22 protein-coding genes are annotated in these 22,817 nt (G+C 73.4%); 14 read left to right on the top strand and 8 right to left on the bottom strand.

The features are described 5' to 3' along the window. Positions 1 to 153 precede the first annotated feature (153 nt). Positions 154 to 2,955 (bottom strand): M4 family metallopeptidase, encoded by a 2,802-nt coding sequence (locus ACF9IK_RS35060; protein WP_395298091.1) that lies wholly within the window; start codon positions 2,953 to 2,955, stop codon positions 154 to 156. A gap of 846 nt (positions 2,956 to 3,801) precedes the next feature. On the opposite strand from ACF9IK_RS35060, the gene ACF9IK_RS35055 reads away from it, so the two are divergent. Then, complete coding sequence (locus ACF9IK_RS35055) at positions 3,802 to 4,176, top strand: RICIN domain-containing protein (RefSeq protein WP_395298090.1); 375 nt, start codon at positions 3,802 to 3,804, stop codon at positions 4,174 to 4,176. Here ACF9IK_RS35055 and ACF9IK_RS35050 read toward each other — a convergent pair. Beyond that, positions 4,166 to 5,143, bottom strand: coding sequence for a quinone oxidoreductase family protein (locus ACF9IK_RS35050; protein WP_395298089.1), 978 nt, complete (start codon positions 5,141 to 5,143; stop codon positions 4,166 to 4,168). The two genes, ACF9IK_RS35055 and ACF9IK_RS35050, sit on opposite strands and share 11 nt — an antisense overlap. A gap of 93 nt (positions 5,144 to 5,236) precedes the next feature. Here ACF9IK_RS35050 and ACF9IK_RS35045 point away from each other — a divergent pair, with 93 nt between their 5' ends. Beyond that, positions 5,237 to 5,581 carry an ArsR/SmtB family transcription factor gene (locus tag ACF9IK_RS35045; RefSeq protein ID WP_395298088.1) on the top strand — a complete coding sequence of 115 codons (345 nt, stop codon included), beginning with the start codon at positions 5,237 to 5,239 and terminating at the stop codon, positions 5,579 to 5,581. 220 nt (positions 5,582 to 5,801) lie between these two features. Here ACF9IK_RS35045 and ACF9IK_RS35040 read toward each other — a convergent pair whose 3' ends face one another. Further along, positions 5,802 to 6,281: a hypothetical protein gene (locus tag ACF9IK_RS35040; RefSeq protein WP_395298087.1), complete on the bottom strand. Its 480-nt coding sequence runs from the start codon at positions 6,279 to 6,281 to the stop codon at positions 5,802 to 5,804. A gap of 518 nt (positions 6,282 to 6,799) precedes the next feature. On the opposite strand from ACF9IK_RS35040, the gene ACF9IK_RS35035 reads away from it, so the two are divergent. The 4 genes from ACF9IK_RS35035 to ACF9IK_RS35020 all read left to right on the top strand — a co-directional run bounded on the left by ACF9IK_RS35035 (position 6,800) and on the right by ACF9IK_RS35020 (position 11,171). Beyond that, entirely contained in the window at positions 6,800 to 8,140 is a 1,341-nt protein-coding gene (locus tag ACF9IK_RS35035; RefSeq protein WP_395298086.1) for a radical SAM protein, read from the top strand. Further along, positions 8,137 to 9,162: an aminotransferase class I/II-fold pyridoxal phosphate-dependent enzyme gene (locus tag ACF9IK_RS35030; RefSeq protein WP_395298085.1), complete on the top strand. Its 1,026-nt coding sequence runs from the start codon at positions 8,137 to 8,139 to the stop codon at positions 9,160 to 9,162. The genes ACF9IK_RS35035 and ACF9IK_RS35030 overlap by 4 nt, the downstream gene beginning before the upstream one ends. A gap of 433 nt (positions 9,163 to 9,595) precedes the next feature. After that, on the top strand, positions 9,596 to 10,261 hold the full coding sequence (locus ACF9IK_RS35025) for a hypothetical protein (protein WP_395298084.1): 666 nt from the start codon (positions 9,596 to 9,598) through the stop codon (positions 10,259 to 10,261). A gap of 277 nt (positions 10,262 to 10,538) precedes the next feature. Then, entirely contained in the window at positions 10,539 to 11,171 is a 633-nt protein-coding gene (locus tag ACF9IK_RS35020; protein WP_395298083.1) for an AAA family ATPase, read from the top strand. Between the two features lie 147 nt (positions 11,172 to 11,318). On the opposite strand, the gene ACF9IK_RS35015 is transcribed toward ACF9IK_RS35020, so the two are convergent. Then, positions 11,319 to 11,918: a phosphoribosylanthranilate isomerase gene (locus tag ACF9IK_RS35015; protein WP_395298082.1), complete on the bottom strand. Its 600-nt coding sequence runs from the start codon at positions 11,916 to 11,918 to the stop codon at positions 11,319 to 11,321. 260 nt (positions 11,919 to 12,178) lie between these two features. Between ACF9IK_RS35015 and ACF9IK_RS35010 the strand changes: the two genes are divergently transcribed. The 6 genes from ACF9IK_RS35010 to ACF9IK_RS34985 all read left to right on the top strand — a co-directional run bounded on the left by ACF9IK_RS35010 (position 12,179) and on the right by ACF9IK_RS34985 (position 17,294). After that, complete coding sequence (locus tag ACF9IK_RS35010; RefSeq protein WP_395298081.1) at positions 12,179 to 12,616, top strand: DoxX-like family protein; 438 nt, start codon at positions 12,179 to 12,181, stop codon at positions 12,614 to 12,616. Continuing rightward, positions 12,613 to 13,566 carry a DUF3419 family protein gene (locus tag ACF9IK_RS35005; protein WP_395298080.1) on the top strand — a complete coding sequence of 318 codons (954 nt, stop codon included), beginning with the start codon at positions 12,613 to 12,615 and terminating at the stop codon, positions 13,564 to 13,566. The genes ACF9IK_RS35010 and ACF9IK_RS35005 overlap by 4 nt, the downstream gene beginning before the upstream one ends. Before the next feature lie 103 nt (positions 13,567 to 13,669). After that, positions 13,670 to 14,449: a DUF2071 domain-containing protein gene (locus tag ACF9IK_RS35000; protein WP_395298079.1), complete on the top strand. Its 780-nt coding sequence runs from the start codon at positions 13,670 to 13,672 to the stop codon at positions 14,447 to 14,449. Next, positions 14,446 to 15,297: a class I SAM-dependent methyltransferase gene (locus tag ACF9IK_RS34995; protein ID WP_395298078.1), complete on the top strand. Its 852-nt coding sequence runs from the start codon at positions 14,446 to 14,448 to the stop codon at positions 15,295 to 15,297. Before ACF9IK_RS35000 ends, ACF9IK_RS34995 begins: the two co-directional genes overlap by 4 nt. After that, a complete protein-coding gene (locus ACF9IK_RS34990) occupies positions 15,294 to 15,725 on the top strand; it encodes a hypothetical protein (RefSeq protein WP_395298077.1) in 432 nt (143 codons plus the stop codon). The genes ACF9IK_RS34995 and ACF9IK_RS34990 overlap by 4 nt, the downstream gene beginning before the upstream one ends. Before the next feature lie 120 nt (positions 15,726 to 15,845). After that, positions 15,846 to 17,294, top strand: coding sequence for an IS1380 family transposase (locus tag ACF9IK_RS34985; protein WP_395292443.1), 1,449 nt, complete (start codon positions 15,846 to 15,848; stop codon positions 17,292 to 17,294). Between the two features lie 209 nt (positions 17,295 to 17,503). Here the strand turns inward: ACF9IK_RS34985 and ACF9IK_RS34980 are convergent, their stop codons facing one another. Next, the gene (locus ACF9IK_RS34980) at positions 17,504 to 18,406 is read right to left on the bottom strand and encodes a LysR family transcriptional regulator (RefSeq protein ID WP_395298076.1); all 903 of its coding nucleotides are present in this window, start codon (positions 18,404 to 18,406) and stop codon (positions 17,504 to 17,506) included. A 148-nt stretch (positions 18,407 to 18,554) separates the two neighbouring features. Between ACF9IK_RS34980 and ACF9IK_RS34975 the strand changes: the two genes are divergently transcribed. Continuing rightward, on the top strand, positions 18,555 to 19,946 hold the full coding sequence (locus ACF9IK_RS34975; RefSeq protein WP_395298075.1) for an MFS transporter: 1,392 nt from the start codon (positions 18,555 to 18,557) through the stop codon (positions 19,944 to 19,946). Positions 19,947 to 19,973: 27 nt separating this feature from the next. Here ACF9IK_RS34975 and ACF9IK_RS34970 read toward each other — a convergent pair whose 3' ends face one another. From ACF9IK_RS34970 to ACF9IK_RS34960, 3 genes are all read right to left on the bottom strand, one after another. Further along, positions 19,974 to 20,267 carry a tetratricopeptide repeat protein gene (locus ACF9IK_RS34970; RefSeq protein WP_395298074.1) on the bottom strand — a complete coding sequence of 98 codons (294 nt, stop codon included), beginning with the start codon at positions 20,265 to 20,267 and terminating at the stop codon, positions 19,974 to 19,976. 85 nt (positions 20,268 to 20,352) lie between these two features. Next, the gene (locus tag ACF9IK_RS34965) at positions 20,353 to 20,730 is read right to left on the bottom strand and encodes a beta/gamma crystallin domain-containing protein (RefSeq protein ID WP_395298073.1); all 378 of its coding nucleotides are present in this window, start codon (positions 20,728 to 20,730) and stop codon (positions 20,353 to 20,355) included. Positions 20,731 to 20,966: 236 nt separating this feature from the next. Beyond that, positions 20,967 to 21,647, bottom strand: coding sequence for a TetR/AcrR family transcriptional regulator (locus ACF9IK_RS34960; protein ID WP_395298072.1), 681 nt, complete (start codon positions 21,645 to 21,647; stop codon positions 20,967 to 20,969). 107 nt (positions 21,648 to 21,754) lie between these two features. Between ACF9IK_RS34960 and ACF9IK_RS34955 the strand changes: the two genes are divergently transcribed. Continuing rightward, positions 21,755 to 22,786, top strand: a complete 1,032-nt coding sequence (locus ACF9IK_RS34955) for a medium chain dehydrogenase/reductase family protein (RefSeq protein WP_395298071.1) — start codon at positions 21,755 to 21,757, stop codon at positions 22,784 to 22,786. Positions 22,787 to 22,817: the final 31 nt, after the last annotated feature.

Below are 22,817 nucleotides of genomic sequence, written 5' to 3'. Positions count from 1 at the left end.
GGCCGGCGCGGCGACCCGGTGCAGACGGTACTGGTCGTCCCCGAGCCGGCAGCACTGCGCCACGGCGGTGGCCTGACGCAGCGCCACGGCAGCGGACGGGGTGTCGAGGGCTCGGGGACGGGCACCGTGGGCCCGGGAACAGCCGTCCCCCAGTCAGCAGGTCCCGGCCGCGCGCTCGCGCACGACCAGATCGGTGCGACCCGCCGTGGCGTCCAGCCAGACCACCCGAGCGCCCCGGTCGGCCGCCGGGGCGTACTGGCCGCCCCGGTTGCAGGAGACCCGCTCCGGAGCACCGCCGGCGAGGGGCAGCTGCCAGAGCTTGGGCAGATCGGCGTTCTTCGTGCCACCGGTGACCCGGCCACCGGCGGCACCGAAGGTGACCACCCGCTCGGAGGCGGTGAGGGTGGTGATCCGGCGCGGCTCGGCGGTGCCGCCCGGCAGGAGGTCGGTCACGCCGGAACCGTCCAGGGCGCCGGAGCGGATCGTACTGCTCTTCGCCGGGTCACCGGGCGTCTCCACCCAGAGCAGCCGGCCGCCGGCGAGACGGGTGCTGCCGACCGCGGTCCCGGGGTCGGCGGACGCCGCGTCGTCCGCCACGTACTGGGCGACGACCCTGCCGGCGGCGATCGAGTAGGCGGTCGGCGCGCTCACCGTCCGCTCGCCGGCCTGCCAGCTCTCCGTCCAGGCGAGCAGGCCGTCCTTGAGCGAGAGGTCCGAGGCACGGTGGCCGTCGGGCAGCGGTATCCGCACCGCCGGGGCGCCGTCGCGGGACAGCACGGGCCCCGCCTGCCCGGTGCCGGGGCCGTTCGCCACGAAGGCCACGTCGCCCCCGGAGACCCGCACATCGCCGACGAACTGGTTCACCGCGCGGTGGACGCTGCGCACCGGGCCTCCGTCCAGCGGTCGCGCCAACACCTCCATGCCCCAGGCGCCGTCGGCACCCACGCCCATGGCCACCCACGCGGCGGTCGTACCGTCAGTCGCGGGCCAGCCGTGCGAGCGGCCGTCCTCCGGACTGAGCCGGGCGGGCTCGGCTGAGCCTCTGACGGCTCCCGCGTACACGGCCATGCTGCCCTCGGCGCCCTTCCCCGCGGTGGCCGCCACCCAGCGACCGGCGGCGACATCGGGCGCCACACCCTCGGTGGAGAGCTCGCGCAGCAGCGGGCGACTGTCCACGCCGATCCGCCGCTGCCAGCCGTCCTTGATCCCGTGCGCATCGAACGCATTGGCCACGGTACGGAGTTGGGCGCGGCTGAGACCGAGCGCGCGACCGGCGGCGAGCACCGCGTTGCGGGCGTCGACGAAGTCGTCCAGCGGGGTGAGGTACTCGGTGAGTGCGCGGTAGACCAGGCGGTCGGCGAGGAGCGGGTCGAGGGTCCGCCGGATGTCCCACAACGCCCCGGAGGCGATGGTGGAGTTGAGGTGCACTCCGCCGCTGTCCACACCGGCCGGTGCACCGACGTAGTCGGCGACGGTGGTGCGGCGGTCGTCCAGTCGGCGGTCGGCGCAGGCCTCCGGAGTGCCGGTGCGGCAGAGGTCCTCGCCGAGCAGCGCGGCCCTCGGGTCGGTCATCGGGATGCCTCGGCTGGTCACCTCGATCGCGTTGCCGAAGTAGTCCGCGACGGCCTCGTCGAGTGCGCCGGACTGGCCCAGGTTGACCAGCCCCGCCGTGTGCTTGACGACGCCGTGGGTCATCTCGTGTCCGGCGACGTCGCGCGCCACGGAGAACGGGTGGCGCTTCCCGCTGCCACCACTGTAGATCATCTTCTCGCCGTCCCAGTAGGCGTTCTCCAACGGCTCACCGAAGCTGGTGACGTTGACGACGGAGGTGATCGGCCCGGCCTTGCCGTCGATCCCGTCGCGGCCCAGGCGGTCACGGTAGAAGTCGTACACGGCGGCGGCATTGAGGTGGGCGTCGGTGGCGCCGCTGGTGCCGGTGGAGGCCGGGAAGTCGGGGCTCGCCGAGGCGGCCGGGCGGGCGTCGGCGGGGAGGCTGCGGTCGAAGTCCATGACGTCCCGCCCGGCCGCGTCGTAGGTGGTGACGGCGGCGGGGCGGGTGAGGTCGACGAGCTGGTAGGTGCCGTCCGGGAGGCGACCGATGTTCACCTGGGCAGGGCGGCCGAACGCGTCCGGAGCGGTGCCGGTAGCGGGTTCGACACCGGCGACGGGGGCGCCGGGGGCCGCTGAGGCCTTGGCGGCCTCGGCAGCCGGGACGCCGAGCGGGTAAGGGGCGCGGACCTCGTAGGTGAGGAGCACCTGGCCGGCGGTGGCGTCCACGAACACCTCGCGAGCTCTGGCCGCCCAGAGCGCCGGGTCGGCACCGCGAACGGTGAAGTGGCGGGCGAGCCGGCCGGTTCCACCGGGCAGCACCACCAGGCCGTGGTCCTCGGCGGCGGCGCCCTCGCGCGTCGCCGGGTCCTGGATCGCGCCGATCGCGAGTCGGCGCACCACCTCGTCCGGCACCGTCTGCGCGGTCGGGGCGGTGAGGCCGGTGAAGAACCTTCCACCGACCGACTCGACCCGCTGTCCGGCGCCCTCGCCGACCAAGTGGACCAGGTACCTGGCGCCGAAGACCGGTATGCCGCCGTGCCGCTGCTCGAACTTGACGGTGCGTCGACCGTCCGCCGCACGCTCGGTACCGGCCTCCGCGAGCTGCGCGGGGTCGACCCGGTACCGGTCCCGATGGGCGGCCAGGTGAGTACGGGCGGCCTCGGCCGGGTTGTCGCCGGGGGCCGCGTCGGCCAGTCCGGTGACCAGCCGCGGTGCAGCGGTCCCCGACCCGGCGACCAGCTCGGGCAGCGGGTCGGCGTCCGCGGACGGCCCCCCGGCCGGTCCGGCGGCGGGCTGCGCGGCGGGGCCGGCGAATGCCGGCGGCGCGCCGGCGCCGAGGCCGAGCACGGCGGCGATCGCGACACCGAGCAGCTTGGGTCCGGGCGTACGGGAACGGTGTTGCACTGTTGTCCTCCCACGGAAAGCGGACGGCCCTGCGGATGCCGGACCATGCGTGAACGACGGGCGCCCCCAACGGCTCGTCCGTCCCTCCGGAGCCGGCGGCCCGCCACGCGGATCAACATAGGCCATCTCTCTGCATATGTCGACAGACTGAATATATAGACCGACTGACACCCGGCGGTCGGTGCACACTTCCTCGGCGGCCCGGCACGGGGCGCGCGCCCGTGCGACCTGCACTGCACGAACGCCGAACCGGCCCGGGCCGCCCGCGAGGGCCGTCACCCCGCCCCGACGAAGACACTGCGCCGGATCACTTCCCGTCAGCGGATGGCGCTCTACGGCAGGGACCGGCTGCGCACCCATTCAGCCCGGACGGGCCGGCCACAGCCCGCCGGAGATCGGCGAAGGCGGCCGGGAGAATCGGACACTCCGCCACCCCCGGACGGCTCATGGCATAACCAAGTCACGTGCATGGATAACGAACTGACGCTCCGATCCCTCACGCAGCCGGAGGCACGACGAAGCGATCGGCTCGGGTCGCAGCCGCGGCAGTGGCGGTGCCGGCAGCTGTGGCGGCCAGTTCGGCTCCTGCTCAGGCCAACAGCCCCGGGGCGCTGCACAACCCGGCCTCGGGGTGGTGCGCCGACCTGCCCAACCACGGCGCGGAGTAGGCACCAAGGTGTACCAGTACCGGTGCGACGGGTCGAGCAACGACAATCAGCAGTGGAGCTTCGACCACGACGGCAACGTCTACCACAGCATGCCGGCCTTCACGATCCGCAACATCAAGAGCGGCCAGTGCACGGACGTGCCGAACCACGGGGTGGTCGACCCGGCACCCAGGTCGGGATGTACACCTGCTCCCCGGGCAGCGGGGACAACCAGGAATGGGTCTTCCAGCCGTCCTCGGACTACCCCGGCCACGGGGTGCTGATGAACGTACAGACCCTGGTGCCCACCACTCCGACGCCGTGCCTGGCCGTCGCCAACTGGGGCGGCGAGCGCAACGGTCTGCCGCTGACCGTGTACGACTGCTGTGGATCCGGCTGGGCTTACGGCGGCACCGGCGACCACCTCTGGACGCTGTCCCGGTGTCCCGAGTCGGAGGTCTCCGGGTTGCCCTGCCGCCCGCGCCGGCGACCACGACCCGGCCAGGCCGGCGCCTCGACTTCGGGCCGAGGCGCCGGGGACCGTCGTATGCGGGAGTCCGCGGTCACCCGGTGATGCGCAGCAGCAGCTTGCCCGTGGAACCGCGTCCGCCGATGAGCCGGTGTGCGCCGGCGGCGTCCTCCAGGGGGAACTCGGCGGTGACGGGAAGGACGACCGTGCCGTCGCAGACGGTGCGCAGGGCACGGTCGGTGAGCGCACGCAGGGCGTCCGGGGCGGACTGGGCGAGACCGAGCACGGAGAAGCCCCCGACGGAGCGGCCCTCGGCGTACAACTCCCCCTGCCCGGCCTTCCAGGGCTCGGCGCCGCCGGCGTTGCCGAAGGAGACCAGGCGCCCGAAGACGGCCAAGGCCTCCAGGCCGCGGCGCAGGGTGTCCCCGCCCACCGGGTCCAGGACCAGGTCGACGCCCCTGCCGCCGGTCGCCCGGCGAACCTCCGTCTCGAACGTGTCGGGCCGGAAGACCTCGTCGTAGCCGTGCTTGCGCGCGTAGTCGGCCTTGGCCTCGCCGGAGGCCACCCCGTACACCGCACCGGCGCCGGCCGCCCGGGCCAACTGGCCGACCGCCGTGCCGATTCCCCCCGCCGCACCGTGCACCAGCACGCTCTCCCCGGCCTGCAACCGCCCCACCTCGTGGACCAGGGCGTGCGCGGTCGGCAGCACGGTGGGCAGCGTGGCCGCGGTCCGCAGGTCCAGCCCTTCGGGCAACGCGAAGACCCCCGCGGCCTCCGCGAGCACCACCTCGGCGTAGCCGCCGCCGTCGAGGAGCGCGGCGACCTCCTGCCCCGCCCGCAGACCCTCGACGCCCGCTCCGACCGCCCGGATGCGCCCGGAGACCTCCAGACCCGGGCGGTAGGGCAGCGACGCGACCCGGTACCCGTCGGCACGCGCCTTGACGTCCGCGAAGTTCACCCCCGCCCAGACGGCTTCGATGGCCACCTGGCCGGGGCCCGGCTCGGGTGCCGCGGCCTGCACGAGCCGCAGCACCTCGGGACCGCCGTACTCCTGGAACTCGATCGCACGCATGTGCAGAACCACCCCTCCATGAGTGTTCAACCAGCAGCGAACACTAGCACTGTATGATGCTTGTCGAACACTGACCGGAGGAGGGCAATCGGAATGCCGGAGCAGACCGAAGGCGCGAGTCACCGCACGGCGCCCGTGCACACGCACCCCGACGACGTCCCGCTGCTCACGGCCCTGTCCGCACTCGCGGATCCGGTGCGCCTCCAGCTGATCCGCGACCTGGCCGGCCATCCCGACTGGGCGCTCAGCTGCAGCAACTTCGACGTGCCGGTAGGCCGGGCCGCGAAGAGCCACCACTTCTCGGTCCTGCGCGGGGCCGGCCTGGTCGAACAGCGCGACCAAGGCCCCAAGCGGCTCAACCGGCTGCGCCGCGAGGAGTTCGACGCCCGCTTCCCCGGCCTCCTCGACCTGACCCTTCGCGCCGACGCCCCCGAGTAGCCGGCGGCCGGCCGGCTGCGCGGGCGTCACACGGGCCCCTCGGCAGGCGAACACCGCTCGGCCGGAGAACAGCACCCACGATCGGCGGCTACCGGCTCCGGCCGTCGACGGCGAGGTGGACCGTGGCGGCCGGTCCGCCCCGGGACCGCCACTCCACCCGTTCCCGTGCCACGTCCGTCAGCCGCCTCGACCTACTACGAGATCAGTTGCCTGACGCGCCTCAACCGCACGGAGACGCGGTGTAGACGGTGGCCGGTTCGGCCGGCGCAGGACGGTCCGGTCGAAACCGGGGCAGGTCGTACTCAGGGATGAGGAAGCTGCTGTAGCCGACGGGCGAGGAACTCTCCGCCCAGTACATCGCACCGGCCACTACATGGCCGTTGCCACCGGACTCGGCTTCCAGGATGAACGCGCGCCAGTCGTGCCAGGGACGAGGATCCGCGGCCCGCAGCCGTTCCTCCTCCGCAGGGGAGGCGAGTCGCACGGTCAGCGCCCGGTAGTGATCGCGGACCGAGAGTGCGCCGACGTCCTTGAAGAGGACCTCCACCGTGGTCGGCAGCCCGGCCTCGACGTCCTGCTCGCCACGCAGCAGGAGTTGACCGTGTCCGATGATGTAGGCAAACAGGCGCAGCGGTCGGTCGAAGGAGATCGGCAAGTCCACCGACTCGGTGCGTCGCCCCGTCACAAGCTTCCCTCGCATCTCATTCGGCAGGCTCTTCGGCGTCCGTGACCTCGGTGGCCGCGGAGGAGTCGAAGCGGCACCACTCTATCTCCGGGCGAGACTTCGCATGTCGCCGCACCGCACGTCCCACCACGGATCATCCGTGGCGGCCAGCAGGGCCGGCAGGTCCGCCCGCGCGCGGGGCGAGCAGGATGGGGGTCGAGCGGCGCGCATCCGGGTGGATGCGCTGACGGGGCGACAGGGGTGCGGGAGGTCGCCGCGTTGCCGGCCTGTCCGATGGCGGCCGAGGTCCGTCCCGCCTCCCGCCGCCTCGCGGCCGCTGACCGGCCCCTGAGGGTCTACGGGAGCGGATCGGGGAGCGCATCGCCCCAGGCTTGCCGGTGACCCGCACGAGCTGCGCACCACGCTCGGCAGGTACGGGTCTGCCGCTGCCGGAGGCCAGAAGGCCGCACCACCGTTTCGACGGTCGGATGCCAGGGGAGGTCACGGCCCCTCATCCCGGGCGACCGTCGGGCTCGTTCATGCATGATGACGGGATGAACCACCGCGACCAGCGTTTCCACGTCATCGTGCTGTCGAACTTCGCCAGGGGCTTCGACAAGTACGCATTCGCTTACGGCAAGGCGGGAATTCCGGAGAGTACCCATCCCGACCGGTTCCATCTGCTGACCCGTGCGGAGCTGGGAATCGGTATCGGCAAGGCGCGACGTCTGCTCGACCGTCTCGCCGTCCCGGGTGACCGGCTCCTGGTGCTGGAAACCATGGTGGACCCCGACAGACTGGTGCCCAACGCGTCGACCGGCCTCGGCATGGAATGGCACGAGGCTCGCATCCGGCTGTCAGCGGTCCACGAGCTCGACCAGGTGGGCGACGAGTTCACCCTGCGCCCGACAACCGTCGAGGATGCGATGGCGGCCTCCCTGCACCTGCACGGATCGGCACTGCATCGCTACGCCGACCTGCGACCGCGCTCGCTTTCGGTTCTGCCCGTCGCCTCCGCCTGCCAAGCCCGGTGTTCGTTCTGCTTCTCCTCGGCTTCGATCTCCAGCGACCAGGCGCCGGCACGAGTCCCGTGGGACACGGTCGCCCACTGGCTGGAGCGCGCCCGTGCGGCGGGTGCCGAGCGTGTGGTGATCACCGGCGGCGGGGAGCCCACGCTCATACCCTTCGAACAGCAGCTGCGCCTGGTGTCCGCCTGCTCGGCGGCCTTCCCGAAGGTCGTCCTGATCACCAACGCGCACAGCCTGGCGAAGGGGCAGCACGCCGACCGGGCCGGCCGACTGGCAGCCCTGAGCTCCGCAGGCCTGAGCGTGCTGGCGGTCTCCCGCCACCATCAGGACGACGCCGTCAGCGAGCGGTTGATGATGCTGCGCACGCCGGTGAGCTCCGTGGTCGACACCTGGCGCACGGAACGTGACCGCTGGCCGGGGCTGCGGATGCGGCTGATCTGCGTGCTCCAGCACGGTGGCGTGGCCGACGCGGCCGGCGTCGCCGACTACCTTTCGTGGGCCGTGGCTCTCGGTGTCGAGGAGGTCTGTTTCAAGGAGCTCTACGTCTCCACCAGCACCGAGTCGCTCTACTTCGACCGGGCCGCCAATGTCTGGAGCCGGGAGCACCAGATATCGCTGTCCGTCGTCACGGAGTTCGCCGAGCAGAACGGCTTCGAACTGGAGAGCCGCCTGCCCTGGGGCGCGCCCGTCTACCACGGCAGCTGGGACGGCCGGCCGATGCGGATCGCCGCCTACACCGAGCCGAGCCTGCTCTGGGAACGCACGAACGGCGTCGCACGCAGCTGGAACGTCCTGGCCGACGGACGCTGCTACGCCTCCCTGGAGGACCGGGCCAGCGAGATCGTGCCGGAAGGTGCGACGGCATGAGGTTCGACGAGTTCCAGGGACACCGGCAGCGGCAACTCGACGCCTCCTCGTCGCTTCTGGACGCCGCCGAGACCAACGTGTACCGGGCGCTTGCTCCGATCCGACCGGAACCACCGACCGGCATGAGCACGGTGCACCGGTGCGATCTAGCCCGTGCCTGGCTGCGGCGCTTCGAACTGCCGGAAGACCGGTCCGGCCACGCCATGGTCTGCCGAGGGGTCCGGCACGGGCTCGGCGTGGTGTTCCACTGGCTGCGCGCCGTGCAGGCGCGGCTGTGGCTGCCCGGCGACGTGTACCCGGTCTACTTCGAGCTGGCCCGCGCTGCGGGACTGGCTCCCGCGTCCTATCCGACGCTTCCGGCGCCGACCCTGCCGAGGTCGCCGGCGGACGACCGGCCCGAATACCTGCTGCTCGCCAACCCCAGCAAGCCGCTCGGCCGATACCTGTCCGACAGCGAGTGCGACGCGGTGGTTTCGTGGCTGCAGGAATCGCCGCACCGCCGCCTGCTGATCGACAGCGTCTACGACCTGGGAGCGCCGTTCGACGCCGGCACACGGCGATTGCTGGACACCGGTTGTGCGGTCCTGCTGCATTCGGTCACCAAGGGGTGGCTGTGGCCACGCACCTTCGGTGTGGTCCTGCTGGGACCGGCACAGGCCGAACTGGCCGAACTGGCCGATGCGTTCCGGGCGGATCCGCCGTCACCGGCACAGCTGAACCTCGCCGACCGCCTGCTGACCGAGCACGGCGACGTGCCCCGGCAGGTCGCCGACGAACTGGCCACGCGGGCCGAGCGGTTGTTCGAGCGACTGCCGGACGAGGTGCTCGCGGCGGTTCCCACGGCCACCCGGACCTGTCCCGGCAACTACTTCTTCCCGGTTGACATTCCGGCGGAGACGCTCCGGCGCGAGTACGGCGTGCTCGCCGTGCCGGTCGGCGTCTTCGGGAAGAGCAGCTGGTCCGGCTCCGTCCTGACCAGCCTTGCCGACACCTTCGGCCCGAGCTCGGCGGTGACGCGATGACCACCCCGAACGGGGGGATCGAGCGAACGTTCCCCACCGCGCCTTCGGCATCGGAGACAGCCGCGGCTCCCGCCGATCCATGGGTCCCCGGTCCCGGGGGAGGGTGCCCAAGCGGCCGGCCGGAGCGGTGTGGAGGGCTGCGACGTCGAAGACGGAGCCGGGAGCGGTCACTGAGGGGCAGGGCCTGACGTCCGGCAGGGCGCGACGTCGGGTGGGCCGCAGGCGGTCGCCGTCGGTGGCGGCGTGGTGGCGGCGTGGTGGCGGCGCATCCGCGGGCCACCGGCCACCCGGAAGCGGTTCACGCCCTGGATCGCGCATCCGGCCCGTCCCGACCACGGCCTCGGCGCTGATGGCCAGCCAGAACGCCCGATGATCATGTGATTTGATATCCGCTGCTGATCTTCAAGGTGAAGAACGAAACGGGGGCACCCTGATGGACAGGCTGATGCGGCACGGGCGGAGTCTCGCACTGGCGGGGGCGGCCGCCGCGCTCGTCCTGGGGACGGCTGCGTGCAGTTCGGGCGACGGCGGGGCGGCGTTCCGGGCCAACGTGGCGCTGTCACAGCCGGACCAGGTGCTGGACGCGCTGCCGAGCCCGGCCTCGCTCCCCTCGGGGTGGCGGCTCGCCCCCGGTGCGAAGCCGCCGAAGGTCATCGAGCACACCGAGATCTCCAGCGACTGCCGGCGAAAGCTGTCCATCAGCTGCTCCGGTGTCGAGTTGGGTGGGACCGTCCGGTACGAGCTGGCCTCCAACCCCGACAACGACATCCGGTTCACCCTGCTGACCTTCGACACCACGGAGCATGCAGGCCCCGTCTTCGAAGCGATGGTGACCTCGCTGGAGAAGGACGACAGCAACGCGCGCCGGATCACCCTGAAGGCGGCCGCCGAGCAGTCGCAGGGCTTCGAGCGGCCAACCGAGTCGAGCGACGCCCCGGGCGGGGCCGTCGCCTCGGTCATGGCGATGCGGGTCGGCACGGTCGTGGCCCTGATCGAGCTGGACGAGGACGAGCGCGACCACAAGACGCTGCAGCAGTTCACCGCGCTGGAGGCGGACCGGATCAAGAAGGTCCAGCAGGGCACGAACCCGGACGCCTGACGCCCACCGGCCGCGCGACCGGGGTTCGCCTCGGAACGAGCCGGGACTCGGCCGCAGGGTGCCCGAACCTCGCCCGACCGGAGCGCTCCGGTCGGGCGAGGCGCACTCAAGTGGCCCTGCGTCGGCAGATCGGGTGTCCAGACTTCTCCGCACGACGGAGAGGCACTGCGTCCGTTCGCAACAGCACGGAGGGCGGCCCTCCCCGGGCGGGGTCGCTGACGGACCCGGCCCGGGAGGGCCCGGCTCCGTTGCCGCATCGACGCGGTAGATTCCGTGCATGCTCTTGTGGATCAACGGCCCCTTCGGGGGCGGGAAGACACAGACTGCGCACGAGATCCAGCGGCGGCTTGCCGGCAGCGTGATCTGCGACCCCGAACACGTCGGTTTCGGTCTGCACCGGATGACGCCCCCGTCGCTGCGCGGGGACTTCCAGGACCTCCCCGCGTGGCGGCAGGGTGTCTTCGAGGTGCTGGACCGTACCCTCGCCGAGCACGACGGCGTGGTGATCGCGCCGATGACGGTGGTGGAGCCGGCGTACTTCCGCGAGACGGTCGGCCGGCTGCGGGAGCGCGGCCATGACGTTCGACACTTCGCCTTGCTGGCCGAGCGCGGGACGGTGCTGCGCCGGCTGCACGAGCGTGGCTTCGGGCACGCCGTGCGGTTCGTCGCCGGAAGGGACGCCCCGTTGCGCCGGGAGAGCTTCGCCCTGTCGAGACTCGACGTGTGCCTGGAGCGCCTGCGCGAGGCCGAATTCGCCGAGCACCTGTGGACCGATCGGCTCACGATCCCTCAGGTCGCCGAGCGCGTCGCCGGCTCTTCCGGGTTGACGCTCGCCCCGAACACCGAAAGCGCGCTTCGCGGGCGCCTTCGCCGGGCCTGGACAGGGGCCAAGCACATCCGGTTCGACTGAGTCGCCGCCGCCCCTGCGTAGTTCGGCTCGGCTCGGCAACAGCCTGTCGGCGCGGCCCCGCCTGACGGCGCCGTTCCACCGCGGAATCTCGGGGGCGGGCCCGGACGGCGGTGGTCCGCATGGCCCACGCCCGCGGGCCCCTGGCCTTCAGGCGGACTTGGCGGCGCGGACGAACTCCGCGATCAGCGCCGGGCCCTTGACCCCGCGCCGGATCTCGACCCCGCTGGAGACGTCCACGCCCCACGGGCTTGCGGCCGTGATGGCCGCAGCGACGTTCGCCGGGCTCAGCCCGCCCGCCAGCAGCCACTTGCCGGCCGGCGGCTTCGCGCCGAGCTCCGCCCAGTCCCACGGCTCCCCGGCCCCCGGCACCGGTGCGTCGATCAGCAGCAGCTCCTCGCCGAGATCCCCGCAGTCCGCCCCGGCCGCCTTCGCCGCCGACGTGGCGCGGATCAGCGGCAGTCCCAGGTCGGACAGCTCGGCGAACGCGGCCGCCGGATGGTTTCCGTGCAGCTGCACGGCCCGCACCCCGGCCGCCCCCACGGCCGCCCTCACGTACGCGGCCGGCTCCTCCCGGAAGACGGCCACCGTCAGGACGTTCTCGGGCACCGCGGTCACCAGTTCCCGCGCCAGCCCGGCCTCCACCCGGCGCGGGCTGTCGGTGAGGACGAACCCGACCGCGTCGGCACCGGCTGCCACGGCCGCGGCGACATCGGCAGCGGTGCTCAGACCGCAGATCTTCACGAACACGTTCCCGGACGCTCCCCAGTAGACGGCGCCGCCAGCGTAGTACCGCCGCCCCGGCGGTGGCGCACCAGGCGCCCGTCCCCTGGGGGCCGACGGCCGGTCCCGCGACACGCGACCCAGAGTTGAACATGTTCAAAGTCGTGCGCCATGATGGGCACGAACGGAGACGACCGGCCCCGATCACGGGCTCCGGCCTGCTCCGTCGTGCCCCGCCGCGCCCAGGCGACGTCCCGTCCGGGCGGCGGCAGAAAGGACCGTCCGCCGTGCCGACACCCTGGCAGACCCGCTGCGCCACCCTCGCCGTTGCGCTCATGTGGGGGTACGAGGGCCTCTGGTGCAAGATCGTCCCCGGCCGCGCCGACCAGCGGGCCATCGTCGAGGGCCTGCCTCTGTTGCCGGACCGTGCCGCCCACGCGCTGCTGATCGGCATCGGGCTCGCGGAACTGGCCCTCGGAGCCTGGGTGCTGAGCGGCTACCGGCCGCGGGTCGCGGCGTTGGTGCAGACCACGCTGGTGCTCGCCTTCAACACCGGCGGGCTGCTCGTCGGCGCCGATCAGATCCCCGAGCCTGGCCGACTGGTCGTCCAGGATCTCGTGTTCCTCGCCCTGGTCTGGACGGTCGCCGCCTCGCACCGTGTACCGGCCGACGCCCGCGGCGCCGGCACCTCCCCCGCCACGCGCGCCGGGGCGGCCGCCGTATGAGCGCCACCGACACCGCCCGGCCGGCCACCCCGTGGAGCGAGGGCCGCCTGCTGGCCGTCCGACCCCGCGGTCCGCGCATCCTGTTCGGCCGGATGTACGAGGACCCGGCGGTCGAACTGGCCGCCTTCCCCCCGCCCCGCACCGGTGCCCGGGTGCTCTGCATCGCCTCGGCCGGGGACACCGCCGCCGCCCTGGCCGCCGCCGGCCACCAGGTGACGGCCGTCGACATCAACCCCGCCCAGCTCGACTACGCCCGCGCCCGCCTCCACTACGGCGCCCCGGCCGCCGCCGGGACGGCCGAGCGGCTCCTCTCCGCCGGACGCGCCACCGCCGGAGCGCTGCTGCCCGCCTGGCGCAAGTCCGAGGTGGAACGCTTCGTGCGTCTCGACGACCCGGCCGCGCAGGACGAGCACTGGCGGCGCAGCCTCGACGGGCCCGGCATCCGGCTGCTGCTCACCGCCGCGCTGCGACCGGCCGGGGCGCTGGCCGTGGGACTCCGGCCGGCGTTCCGCTGCGTCGTTCCGCACCGCTTCGACGCCGTGCTGCGGGCCCGGCTCGCCCGCGGGTTCGCCCGGCATCCGAACGCCGCCAACCCCTGGGCGTGGCGACTTCTGCTCGGCCGCGAGCTGCCCGGGACGGATCTTCCCGCCCCCGGGCAGGAGGTCGACGTCGCCGGAGCCGTCCCGATCGTGCGGCTGCTCCTCGCGGACGTGGTCGAGCACCTGGAGCGCTCCCCCGCCGGACACTACGACGCCGTCACGCTCTCCAACGTGCTGGACGGGCCCGGGCCCGCCTTCGCGCGCCGGCTGCGCGCCGCCGTCCGCCGTGCCGTGCGGCCCGGCGGGGTCGCCGTGCTCCGCAGCATCCGCGAGCCGGGGCCGGCCGGCCCGGGCGCCGCCGCCGAGGACCGCTCGCTGCTCTGGGGCGTGGTCCGGGTGGTCCACCTGTGAACACCGGGCCGAACGCCCCCGGCCGCACCCCCGGCGCCGGGCGCCGCGCCACCCCCGACGCCGCGCCCGCCGTCTCCCGTACCGCGACCCGGAGGTCCTGACCATGCGACACCTGCTGCAACGCCACCCCTTCCCGATGCGCACCCACTTCGCGCACTCGCTCGTGCTCACCTACGCGCTGCCGCCCGAGCAGCTCGCGCCGCTCGTCCCGCCCGGGCTCCGGCTGGACACCTACACCGACCCGGAGGGAACCGAGCACGGCTTCGTCGCGGCCGCCCTGGTGGACACCCGCAGCCTGCGCCCGACCGGGCTGCCGGCCGCGATCGGTGTGGACACCGTCCTCACCGGCTACCGGGTCTTCACACGCTTCCCCACCCCCGGCGGCCGCACCATGCGCGGCCTGCGCATACTGCGCAGCGACACCGGCAGCCGGGTGATGGCGGCGGGCGGAAACCTGTTCTCCCGCTACCACTACCGGCTCGCCCGGATCGGCAGCCGGGTGGTCGGGCGGACCCTGGAGTTCAAGGTGGTCAGTGTCGACGGCCGGGCCGATCTGCACGTGCGGGCCGACCTCGCCGACGGTCCGGCGCCGCTGCCGCCCGGCAGTCCGTTCGCCGACGCCAGGGCCGCGCGCCGGTTCGCCGGCCCGCTGCCCTACACCTTCGAGTACGAGCCGCAGACCCGCTCGATGATCGTCGTCAAGGCCGAGCGCGCGCACTGGGAGCCGGTGCCGGTCGCGGTGGAGGTGCCGCGGCTGACCTTCTTCGACCACGGACCGCTGGCCGGCAGCCGGCCGGTGCTCGCCAATGCGTTCCACGTCGCCGACCTCGACTACGGCTGGCAGGCGGGCAGCCGACGCGCCCTCGACGGGAGCCTCCGATGATCAGCACCCCCGGACCGGCCGGCGCTCGGGCCGATGGCGGCGCCACAGCCCCGGCCGAGCCGACCGCCCCGTCCGGAGCCGCGGTCACCGTGGCCGCCCCCGACCCCCGACCCTCCGGCGTGGCCGAGGTGATCCGCTACAACTGGCCGCTCTACGCCGCCGGTGCGCTCACCGCCGCCGGCGGCTGGGCGCTGGCCCGACGGTTGCCGCCGCCCGCCGCCCTGCTCGCGCGGGCCGGGGTGGTCGCCGCGGGCGGGCTGCTCGTCGCCAGCACCGCCGCGACGTGGTGCGTCTACGACCGCTCCGAACTCCACGGCTACGCCTGGCTCGACGAGCTCCTTCCGGACGGCCCCGGACGCCACCTCGTGGTCTCCACCGGTCTCGACGAGGCGAGCCGCCCGATCGCCGCGCGCCACCCCGCCGCCCCGCAGCGGATCGCGGACCTCTACGACCCGGCCCTGACCACCACGGGCTCGATCCGCCGTGCCCGCCGCCGGGTCCCGCCGACACCCGGCAGCCTGCCCGCCCGGCCCGGGGCGCTGCCCGCGCCGTCCGGATCGCAGGACTCGGTGCTCGCCGTGTTCGCCGCACACGAGCTGCGCCGGCCCGCGGACCGCGCCGCGCTGTTCGCCGAGGTGGCCCGGGTGCTGCGGCCGGGCGGTTCGCTCGTTCTGGTCGAGCACCTACGCAACGCCGCCAACACCGCCGTCTTCGGACCGGGCGCCTGGCACTTCCTGCCGCGTGCCACCTGGCTGGCGCACGCGGCCGAGGCGGGCCTACGGCCGGCCGCGGAGCGCCGGATCGCCGGTCTGGTCACCGCCTTCGTCTTCCGGAGGTCCGGGGCGTGAACGGATTCCTCGACCTCCTCGACGTGGAGTTCCAACTGCGGCTGGTCGGCGCTGCGCTGGTTGGCCTCGGGCTGTTCCACGCACTGCTGCCCCGGGTGATCGACTGGCCTTCCGATCTGGCCGGGACGAGTCTGATGACCCGTCAAGTGTCCTATGCGCATCTCTTCTTCATCGGCCTGACCTGCGTCCTGCTGGGCCTGTTGCCGCTCCTCCTGGGCCGCGAACTCCTCGCGGGAACCCCGCTCGGCACCGCCCTGCTGACCGGCCAGACGGTGTTCTGGGGCGCCCGCTGGCTCTTCCAGTTCACCGTGTTCTCGCCCCGGCTCTGGCGCGGCGACACCCTCCGCACCCTGGGCCACGTCGGCCTCTCGGTGCTGTGGACGTGGGTGACGGCGGTCTTCGCGTGTGCACTGTGGCGGGTCCTCTGACCCGAATCCGCAGGTAGTGGAAGCGGTTGGTAGCTGATACGACGACAGGTGCACTGCCGGTTTGAGAAGATCAAGGTTCCTACGCCGTGACCAGCTCAAACGTGAAAGTGCACCTGTCGAGTGAAGACGATATCGCGCCGCCGTACCACCTCCCGCACCCCCGGCCGTCGCTGGAGCCGGTTGCGGGCGCGGGTGGGTGTGCCGGACGGGTCGCTGACGGAGAACGGCGGCTTGGTGCTGGTGGCCGAGCTGGACCGGGCGTTGGGTGTCACCGCCGCGCTGGACGCGGGGATCGGGCCGGTCAAAGCACGTGATCGGGGACTTTCGGGCGGGGAGTTCGCGCTGGCCATGGCTGTGGTGCAGCTGACCGGCGAGGACCATCTGGTCGGCTTCGACCGGCTGCGGGCCGATCGGGTCGGTGAGGCTCTGCTGCCCGCGCCCGTTCCGCCGTCCACGACGGCCGCCACGCTGGCCACCCGGTTCGACCAGGCCCGGCGCGAGGGCATCGAGGCGGGGTGTGCGCAGGTCACCGCGAGCGCGTTGTCCGCGCTGCCGGTCGGCGAGCGGGCCCGGGTGCTAGCCGGGCGGGTGACGATCGACATGGACGCCAAGGACGTCGAGGTCTACTCGGTGCGCAAGGAGCAGGTCGTACGCTCCTACAAGGGCGAGATCGCCGGGCGGGTACACGCCGCGCACTGGGCCCAGACCGGCACCGTGCTGGCCGCCGACCTGCTCGACGGCCGCTCCGACGGACGCACCCACGCACCGGGCCAGGTCGACCGGGCGGTGGACGCGGTGCGCGCGGCCGGCGCGACGGGCCCGGTCCTGTTCCAGGGCGACTCGGGCTACTACGCGGGCAGGGTCGCCGAGAAGATCGCCGTCCGCGGATGCCTGTTCCGACTCGGCGTCCCGCGCAGCCAGCCACTGTGGCGGGCGGTGGCCCGCGTGCACGAGGACGACTGGACCGACGCTCTGGACTACCCGGGCGCGCAGGTCGCACTGCTGGACTACGTGCCCACCGGATGGCCCGACGGCACCCGGGTGATCGCGCGCCGGGTGCGTTACGACGCCGCCGTACTGTCCGCCGACCCGCGCTCGCGCCGCTCGCGCACCGTCGGCAAGGACCAGCTCGCCCTCGTGTTGGACGGCATCGCCGACACCGCGTATGCCTACTCGTTCATCGCCACCAACGAGAACCTGGACCTGGACGAGGAGATCGCGGTGGCGGAGTGGGAGTTTCGCCGCCGCACCCGGATCGAGGAGTTGTTCCGCGACACTGCCCACGGCGCCGGCCTGAACCATCTGCCGTCCGGCTCCCACGCGGTCAACAGCATGTGGATGTGGGGCGCGCTGCTGGCCTACAACCTCACCGCGTGGCTGCAGATGCTCAGCCCGCTGGACACGGCCCGGCGCCGCATCGCGACCGTGCGTCGCCTGTTGATCCGCCGGGCCGCCCGCTGCACGATCACCGCCCGTCGCCACGAACTCCACTTCACCGCCACGGCAGGTGAGTTGATCGCCAACACGCTCGCCCGGATCCGCGCTCACCGGCACCTCCCAGCCGTCTGACCGGCCCGCCCGACCGGGCCCGAACCACCCGCACCAGCCCTGGAAAGCCGCCCACCCGACGCGCCAGCCGGGACATCGTCCTGCCCGCACGCGCCGGACCCGCGCCGACGGCCAGCACAGAGATCAACTGGCTGGCCGCCGATCACTACCTGCGGATTCGGGTCTGACGCCCGGCACGGCGTCCGGCAAGCGCCGCCGACCACGCGTCGTCACACCGCCGCGGCGTAGAGGACCTCGCGCAGGCCCGGGACGGACTCCCGGTCCGACCGCCAGACCAGGCGCAGATGGAGCTGCAACTCCTTTGACACCATGGGGAGTCGGACCAGGGATCCGGCCGCGAGCTCGGCCCGGACGGCGAACTCCGGGAGCAGCGCGATGCCGAGCCCCTGCTCGGCGCAGGCACGGGTGACGGCGACCCCGCCGGTCCGGACGCGCTCCACCGCCTGGCCGAGCAGGCGCTCGCCGGCGAGCCAGAAGGAGCAGGCGGGGGTGTTCACCAGGAGCCGCTGGCCGCGGAGGTCGGCGCGGTTGAGCGGGCCCGCCCCGGGTTCGGCGCAGGCGACGACGAGCGGGTGCGTGGGGGCGGCGACGAGGAGCAGCGGAACGTCCTCCAGGTCGAGGTGATCCAGCGGCGCGGGCGGCAGGTGGAAGCCGAGTTCGCCGAGCGGGCCCGCCGTGTCCAGGATCAGTGCCGCCTCCAGCGCGCCGGCCGCGACCCCGCCGAGCAGGCCGTCACGCGCGCCGTCGGTGTGGAGGGCGACGTCCAGGTCGGGCCGGCGTTCGGCGAGGCGGGCCAGGACCGCGGGTACGTGGGTGACCGCGATGGTCTCCAGCGCTCCGAGGCGCAGCACGAAGCGGGCGGCGGAGACCTCCCGGCGGGCCTGTTCGGCCTGGTCGAGCAGGCTCCGGGACCACGGCAGCAGCCGCTCGCCCGCCGGGGTCAGGGTCATCCCGCGCGGTGCCCGGTCGAACAGGGCTACGCCCAGGCTCCGCTCCAGCACGCGGATCTGTTCCGACACCGAGGACGGCGCGAGGTCGACGGCGGCGGCCGCGGCAGTGACCGTGCGATGGACCACCACCGCCTCGAACACGCGCAACTGGCGAAGCTCCACGTTCCCCTCCTCCTCGACCGGCCCATCGTAAGCGCATTCGGATATCCCGAACGGTGCGTGAGGCCGGGGCGGTGGAGCGGGCGGTGGTGGCGGAGCAGAGTGGGCCGCCGATCCACCCCCCGTCCCTTCCCCCACCCGGAGATCCCCGATGACCACGACCGTTGCCCCCACCCCGCCGCTCTCGCCACCCCGGGCCCCGGGGCGCGCCCGTGCCCTGCTCGGCGTCGCCCTCGGCTACTTCATGGTCCTGCTCGACACCACCGTGCTCTCCGTGGCCGAACCCGACCTCGCCGCATCGCTCGGCGGCTCGACGGCCGGCCTCCAGTGGGCCGTCACCGGCTACAGCGTCGCCTTCGGCGCGCTGCTGCTCTCGGCCGGCGCCGCGGCCGACCGGTTCGGCGCACACCGGGCCTTCCGGTTCGGGATCGCCGCGTTCGGCGCCGGCTCGCTGCTCGCCGCGTTCGCGCCCGACCTCTGGACGCTGGTACTGCTGCGCGCCGTCCTGGGCGCCGCCGCCGCGGCCTCCGTCCCGGCCGGCACGGCGCTGGTCGCCCGCCTCTACCCGGTGCCCCGGGAGCGCGCCCGCGCGGTCGCCGTCTGGGCCGCGGTCAGCGGCTGCGCGATGGCCTTCGGGCCGATGGCCGGCGGAGTCCTGGTCGACCTCTCCGGCTGGCGGGCCGTCTTCCTCGTGAACGTCCCGCTGGCGGTCCTGGTACTGGCCCTGGTGGCCGGGCCGGCCGTGCGCTGCCCGCAGGGCGCGCGGCGCATCGACTGGTGGACCCAGCTGGCGGCGTGCGCGACGCTCGCGCTCCTCACCGACGCGCTGATCGCCCTGGGCTCCGGCGCGTGGACGCACGCGGGCTGCGCCGCCACCGGCACGGCGGCTGCGGGGATCGCCTTCTCCGCCCGCGAGCGCCGCAGCCCGGCCCCGGTGCTGCAGTCCGTCCTGCTGCGCACCCGGGGGATGCCGACGCTCCTGCTCGCCGGGGCCGCGGTCAACTTCGCGATGCTCGGGGTGCTCTTCGTGCTGCCGCTGCTCCTGCAGCAGACGCTGGGGCTGTCGCCGACCATGGCCGGGGTGGCGTTCCTGCCGATGACCCTGCCGCCCGGCTTCAACCCGCTGCTCACCGGGCGCATCGTCGCCAAGGTCGGCCCGTGGCGGCCGGTCCTGGGCGGGCTGGCGCTGCTCTCCGCGGGCTGCGCGGTGTTCGCCGCGGCGGTGTCGGCCGGCACGCCGTACCCGCTGCTGGCGGTGGGCCTGCTGCTCGCCGGCTTCGGCGTCTCGTTCGCCCTGCCCGCTCTGGTCACCGCCGTGGTGAACACGGCCCCCGAGGGCACCGCCGGAGCGGCCGGAGGCCTGCTCAACGCCGTCCGCCAGGTCGGCGCGAGCCTCGGCGTCGCGGCCACGGGCGCCTTCATCGGCAGCGGCGCCCACGCCGACGACGGCTCGCCGGCCGTGGCGATGCTCCTCCCTGCCGCGGCCTGCGCTCTCGCCGCCCTCCTGGTGGCCCGGCGCGTCCACCGCCCGGCGGAGGCCTGAGCCGGGCCGGGAGGCCGGATGCCGCCGTCAGGCGTCGCCTCCGCCCGGGCGCTCCGGCCAGGAGCCGACGGCGTTGGACAGGACGAGGTCCCCCTCGTACCGGCGGCGCAGCGGTTCGGGAAGCGCCCGCCAGATCTCCGTGCTCTCCGCGTGGGCCGCGCGGGCCTCTTCGAGCCGGCCCAGGCCGCCCAGGCGGACGGCGAGGTTGTCGAGGATGGAGGCGGAGTCGGGCGGGACGGCCCCGGGGTGGCGGGATCGAAGACTCCGGCCAGGTCCGCGGCGGTCGGCCGGTTCGCCGGGCGAGGGTCCGGGCAGCGCCACAGGAGTTCGGCGATCGGCCGGCGGGGCGGAGCGGGACGGCGGCGGCCGTCCCGCTCCGCTCAGGTGTGTGCTCCGGTACGGACCGTCAGTGGATCTTGATCCAGATGATCTTGTGGATGGAGGCCTGGCCCGGGCTCCACTGGGCCCACTTGTTGAGCGTCACGGTTTCCAGCCGCGGGTCGTTGAGATTCCGCTGGAACTGGAAGGTCACCGCATTGTTTCCGGACTCGACCCAGTTCGCACCGTAGATGGCGACGGGAACCTCGCCGGCGTTCGCGAAGCAGAGGGTGTCGCGGCCGCCATTGTTGTGGATTTCGAGGTAGTCGTTCCGGTTGCAGTCCGTACGGTTGATCGCCACCCTCTCGGCCGTGGTGGTGGCGGCCAGGGCGGGCGTGATCGTGGCGACCAGCGCGGCCGCGGCAGCGACGGCGACACCGAGGGAACGGCGCATGGACAGGTTCATCTGCTCTCCCTTGCTACGTGGTCAAACATGAAACCCGAACCCCACTGCTCAGCAGGGCAGCCCCAAATCTATGCGTTCATGACAGGGGCGGCGGGAGAGCATTCTCGGCCAACTTCGTACACCGATGAACCGTACAGAGAGGAGGAATCCTCCGCTCCAGAAATGCATTTCCGCATCGATTCGACGCACACCGAAGCCGGGCCGCACAGCCGTCCGGCCCGGCGCCCGACGCCCGGTCAGCGACCGGTGAGGGTGTCGACCTCGGCGGCGTAGAGCCGGGCCGGGTCGAATCCCATGCCCGTGAAGTGGCCGGCGAGCTCCAGCGACAGCACGCCGTGCAGTCGCGTCCAGAAGGCCAGGGCCCGACGGAGGGCCGGCACCGGAGCAGGGTGCCCACCGGCCCAGGCACGACGGTCGGCGAGGTGTTCGCCCAGGGGCGTCGCGACCGCATCCGCAGCCGACACCTCGACCGCGGCCGCGGCGTCGAGCAGGATCGCCATCATCTCGGACGCGATCTGCGCGGTGTCCGGCGGAGCCTGGTAGCCGGGCACGGGCGTGCCGTAGACGAGGAGGTACCGCTGGGGGTCGTCGAGGGCCCAGCCACGCAGGGCGCGCGCGAGGTCGGCCAGATCCGCACCGGCTTGGGCGCGGGCCTGGAAGGTGTCGGCCAGGCTGCGGTAGGCGTCGCGGACGAGCTCGGTGATCAGCTCGTCGCGGTTGGCGAAGTACCGGTAGAGGGCCGGGCCACTCATGCCCATCCGTTTGGCGATGGCGTTCAGGGACAGGGCCGAGGCCCCGGCCGTGGCGATCTGCTCCCACGCATGCCGCTTGACCTCGTCCCGCACCTGGGCGCGGTAGCGCTCCCGGGGGGTCCTCGCATCCGACTCGGGCACTGCGCCTCCAGACCTCTCGACCATCCCATCCACGCTCCCGTTAGACGCTATCACTCTCCCTCTTGACTCTCACCGGAGATCGAAGTTATAACTTCTAACGAACAGAACAACCTCTACGAAAGGGGGCGGTCATGGAGACCGACCACATGGTCCAGGTCGTACTTCCCGGTGTCGTGGCGCCGGAGGGCCTGGAGATCCGTCACGGCCGCGTGCCGCAGGCCGGCCCCGGGCAGATCGTGATCGCGATGGAGGCGAGCGGCGTCTCGTTCGCCGAGCAGCAGATGCGTCGCGGCCGGTACTACGACCAGCCGCCCTTCCCGTTCGTCCCCGGCTACGACCTGGTGGGCCGGGTGCTCGCCACCGGCGCGGGCGTCGACGCCGGCCTGACCGGCCGGCGGGTGGCCGCGCTGGTGAAGGTCGGCGGCTGGTCGAGCCACGTGGTGCTGGACGCGGCGGACGCGGTGGAGGTCCCCGAAGGCCTCACCGCGGCCGAGGCGGAGACCGTCGTGGTCAACGGCATCACCGCCTGGCAGATGCTGCACCGCCGGGCCCGGGTGCGGGCCGGCCAGACCGTCCTGGTGCACGGCGCGAGCGGCGGGGTGGGTTCCATCCTCGCCCAGCTCGCCCGGGCCGCGGGCGCGACCGTCATCGGCACGGCGTCCGCCCGCCACCACGACACCCTGCGCGAGCTCGACGTGATCCCGGTCGACTACCGTGCCGGGAACGTCGCGGCCCGGGTACGGGAGCTGGCGCCCGGCGGCGTCGACGCCGTCTTCGACCACGTCGGCGGGCGCAGCGTCGTCGACTCCTGGCACCTGCTCGCCCCCGGCGGCTCGCTCGTCGCCTACGGCAGCGCCTCCACCCGCGACGACACGGGGTCCAAGCAGTGGCCGGTCCTGAAGATCCTCGCCCGCACCTGGCTCTGGAACACCCTGCCCAACGGTCGCAGCGCCTCCTTCTACAACGTCTGGGCCGGCCGCGCCCTCGCCAAGGAGCGTTTCCGCGCCCGGCTCGACGCCGACCTCACCGAGGTGTTCGCCGCCCTCCGCCGCGGCGACATCACCGCGCCCATCGCCGCCCGGCTCCCGCTCACCCAGGCCGCCGAGGCCCTGCGTCTGGCGGAGTCCGGCACCGTCACGGGCAAGATCATCCTCACCGCATGACGCCGGCCAGACCTGAGCCACCGCATCACCC

Origin of the sequence: Kitasatospora hibisci, from assembly GCF_043950205.1 — a bacterium.
GTDB lineage: Bacteria > Actinomycetota > Actinomycetes > Streptomycetales > Streptomycetaceae > Kitasatospora > Kitasatospora hibisci.
This window is presented reverse-complemented; position numbering and strand designations above follow the sequence as displayed.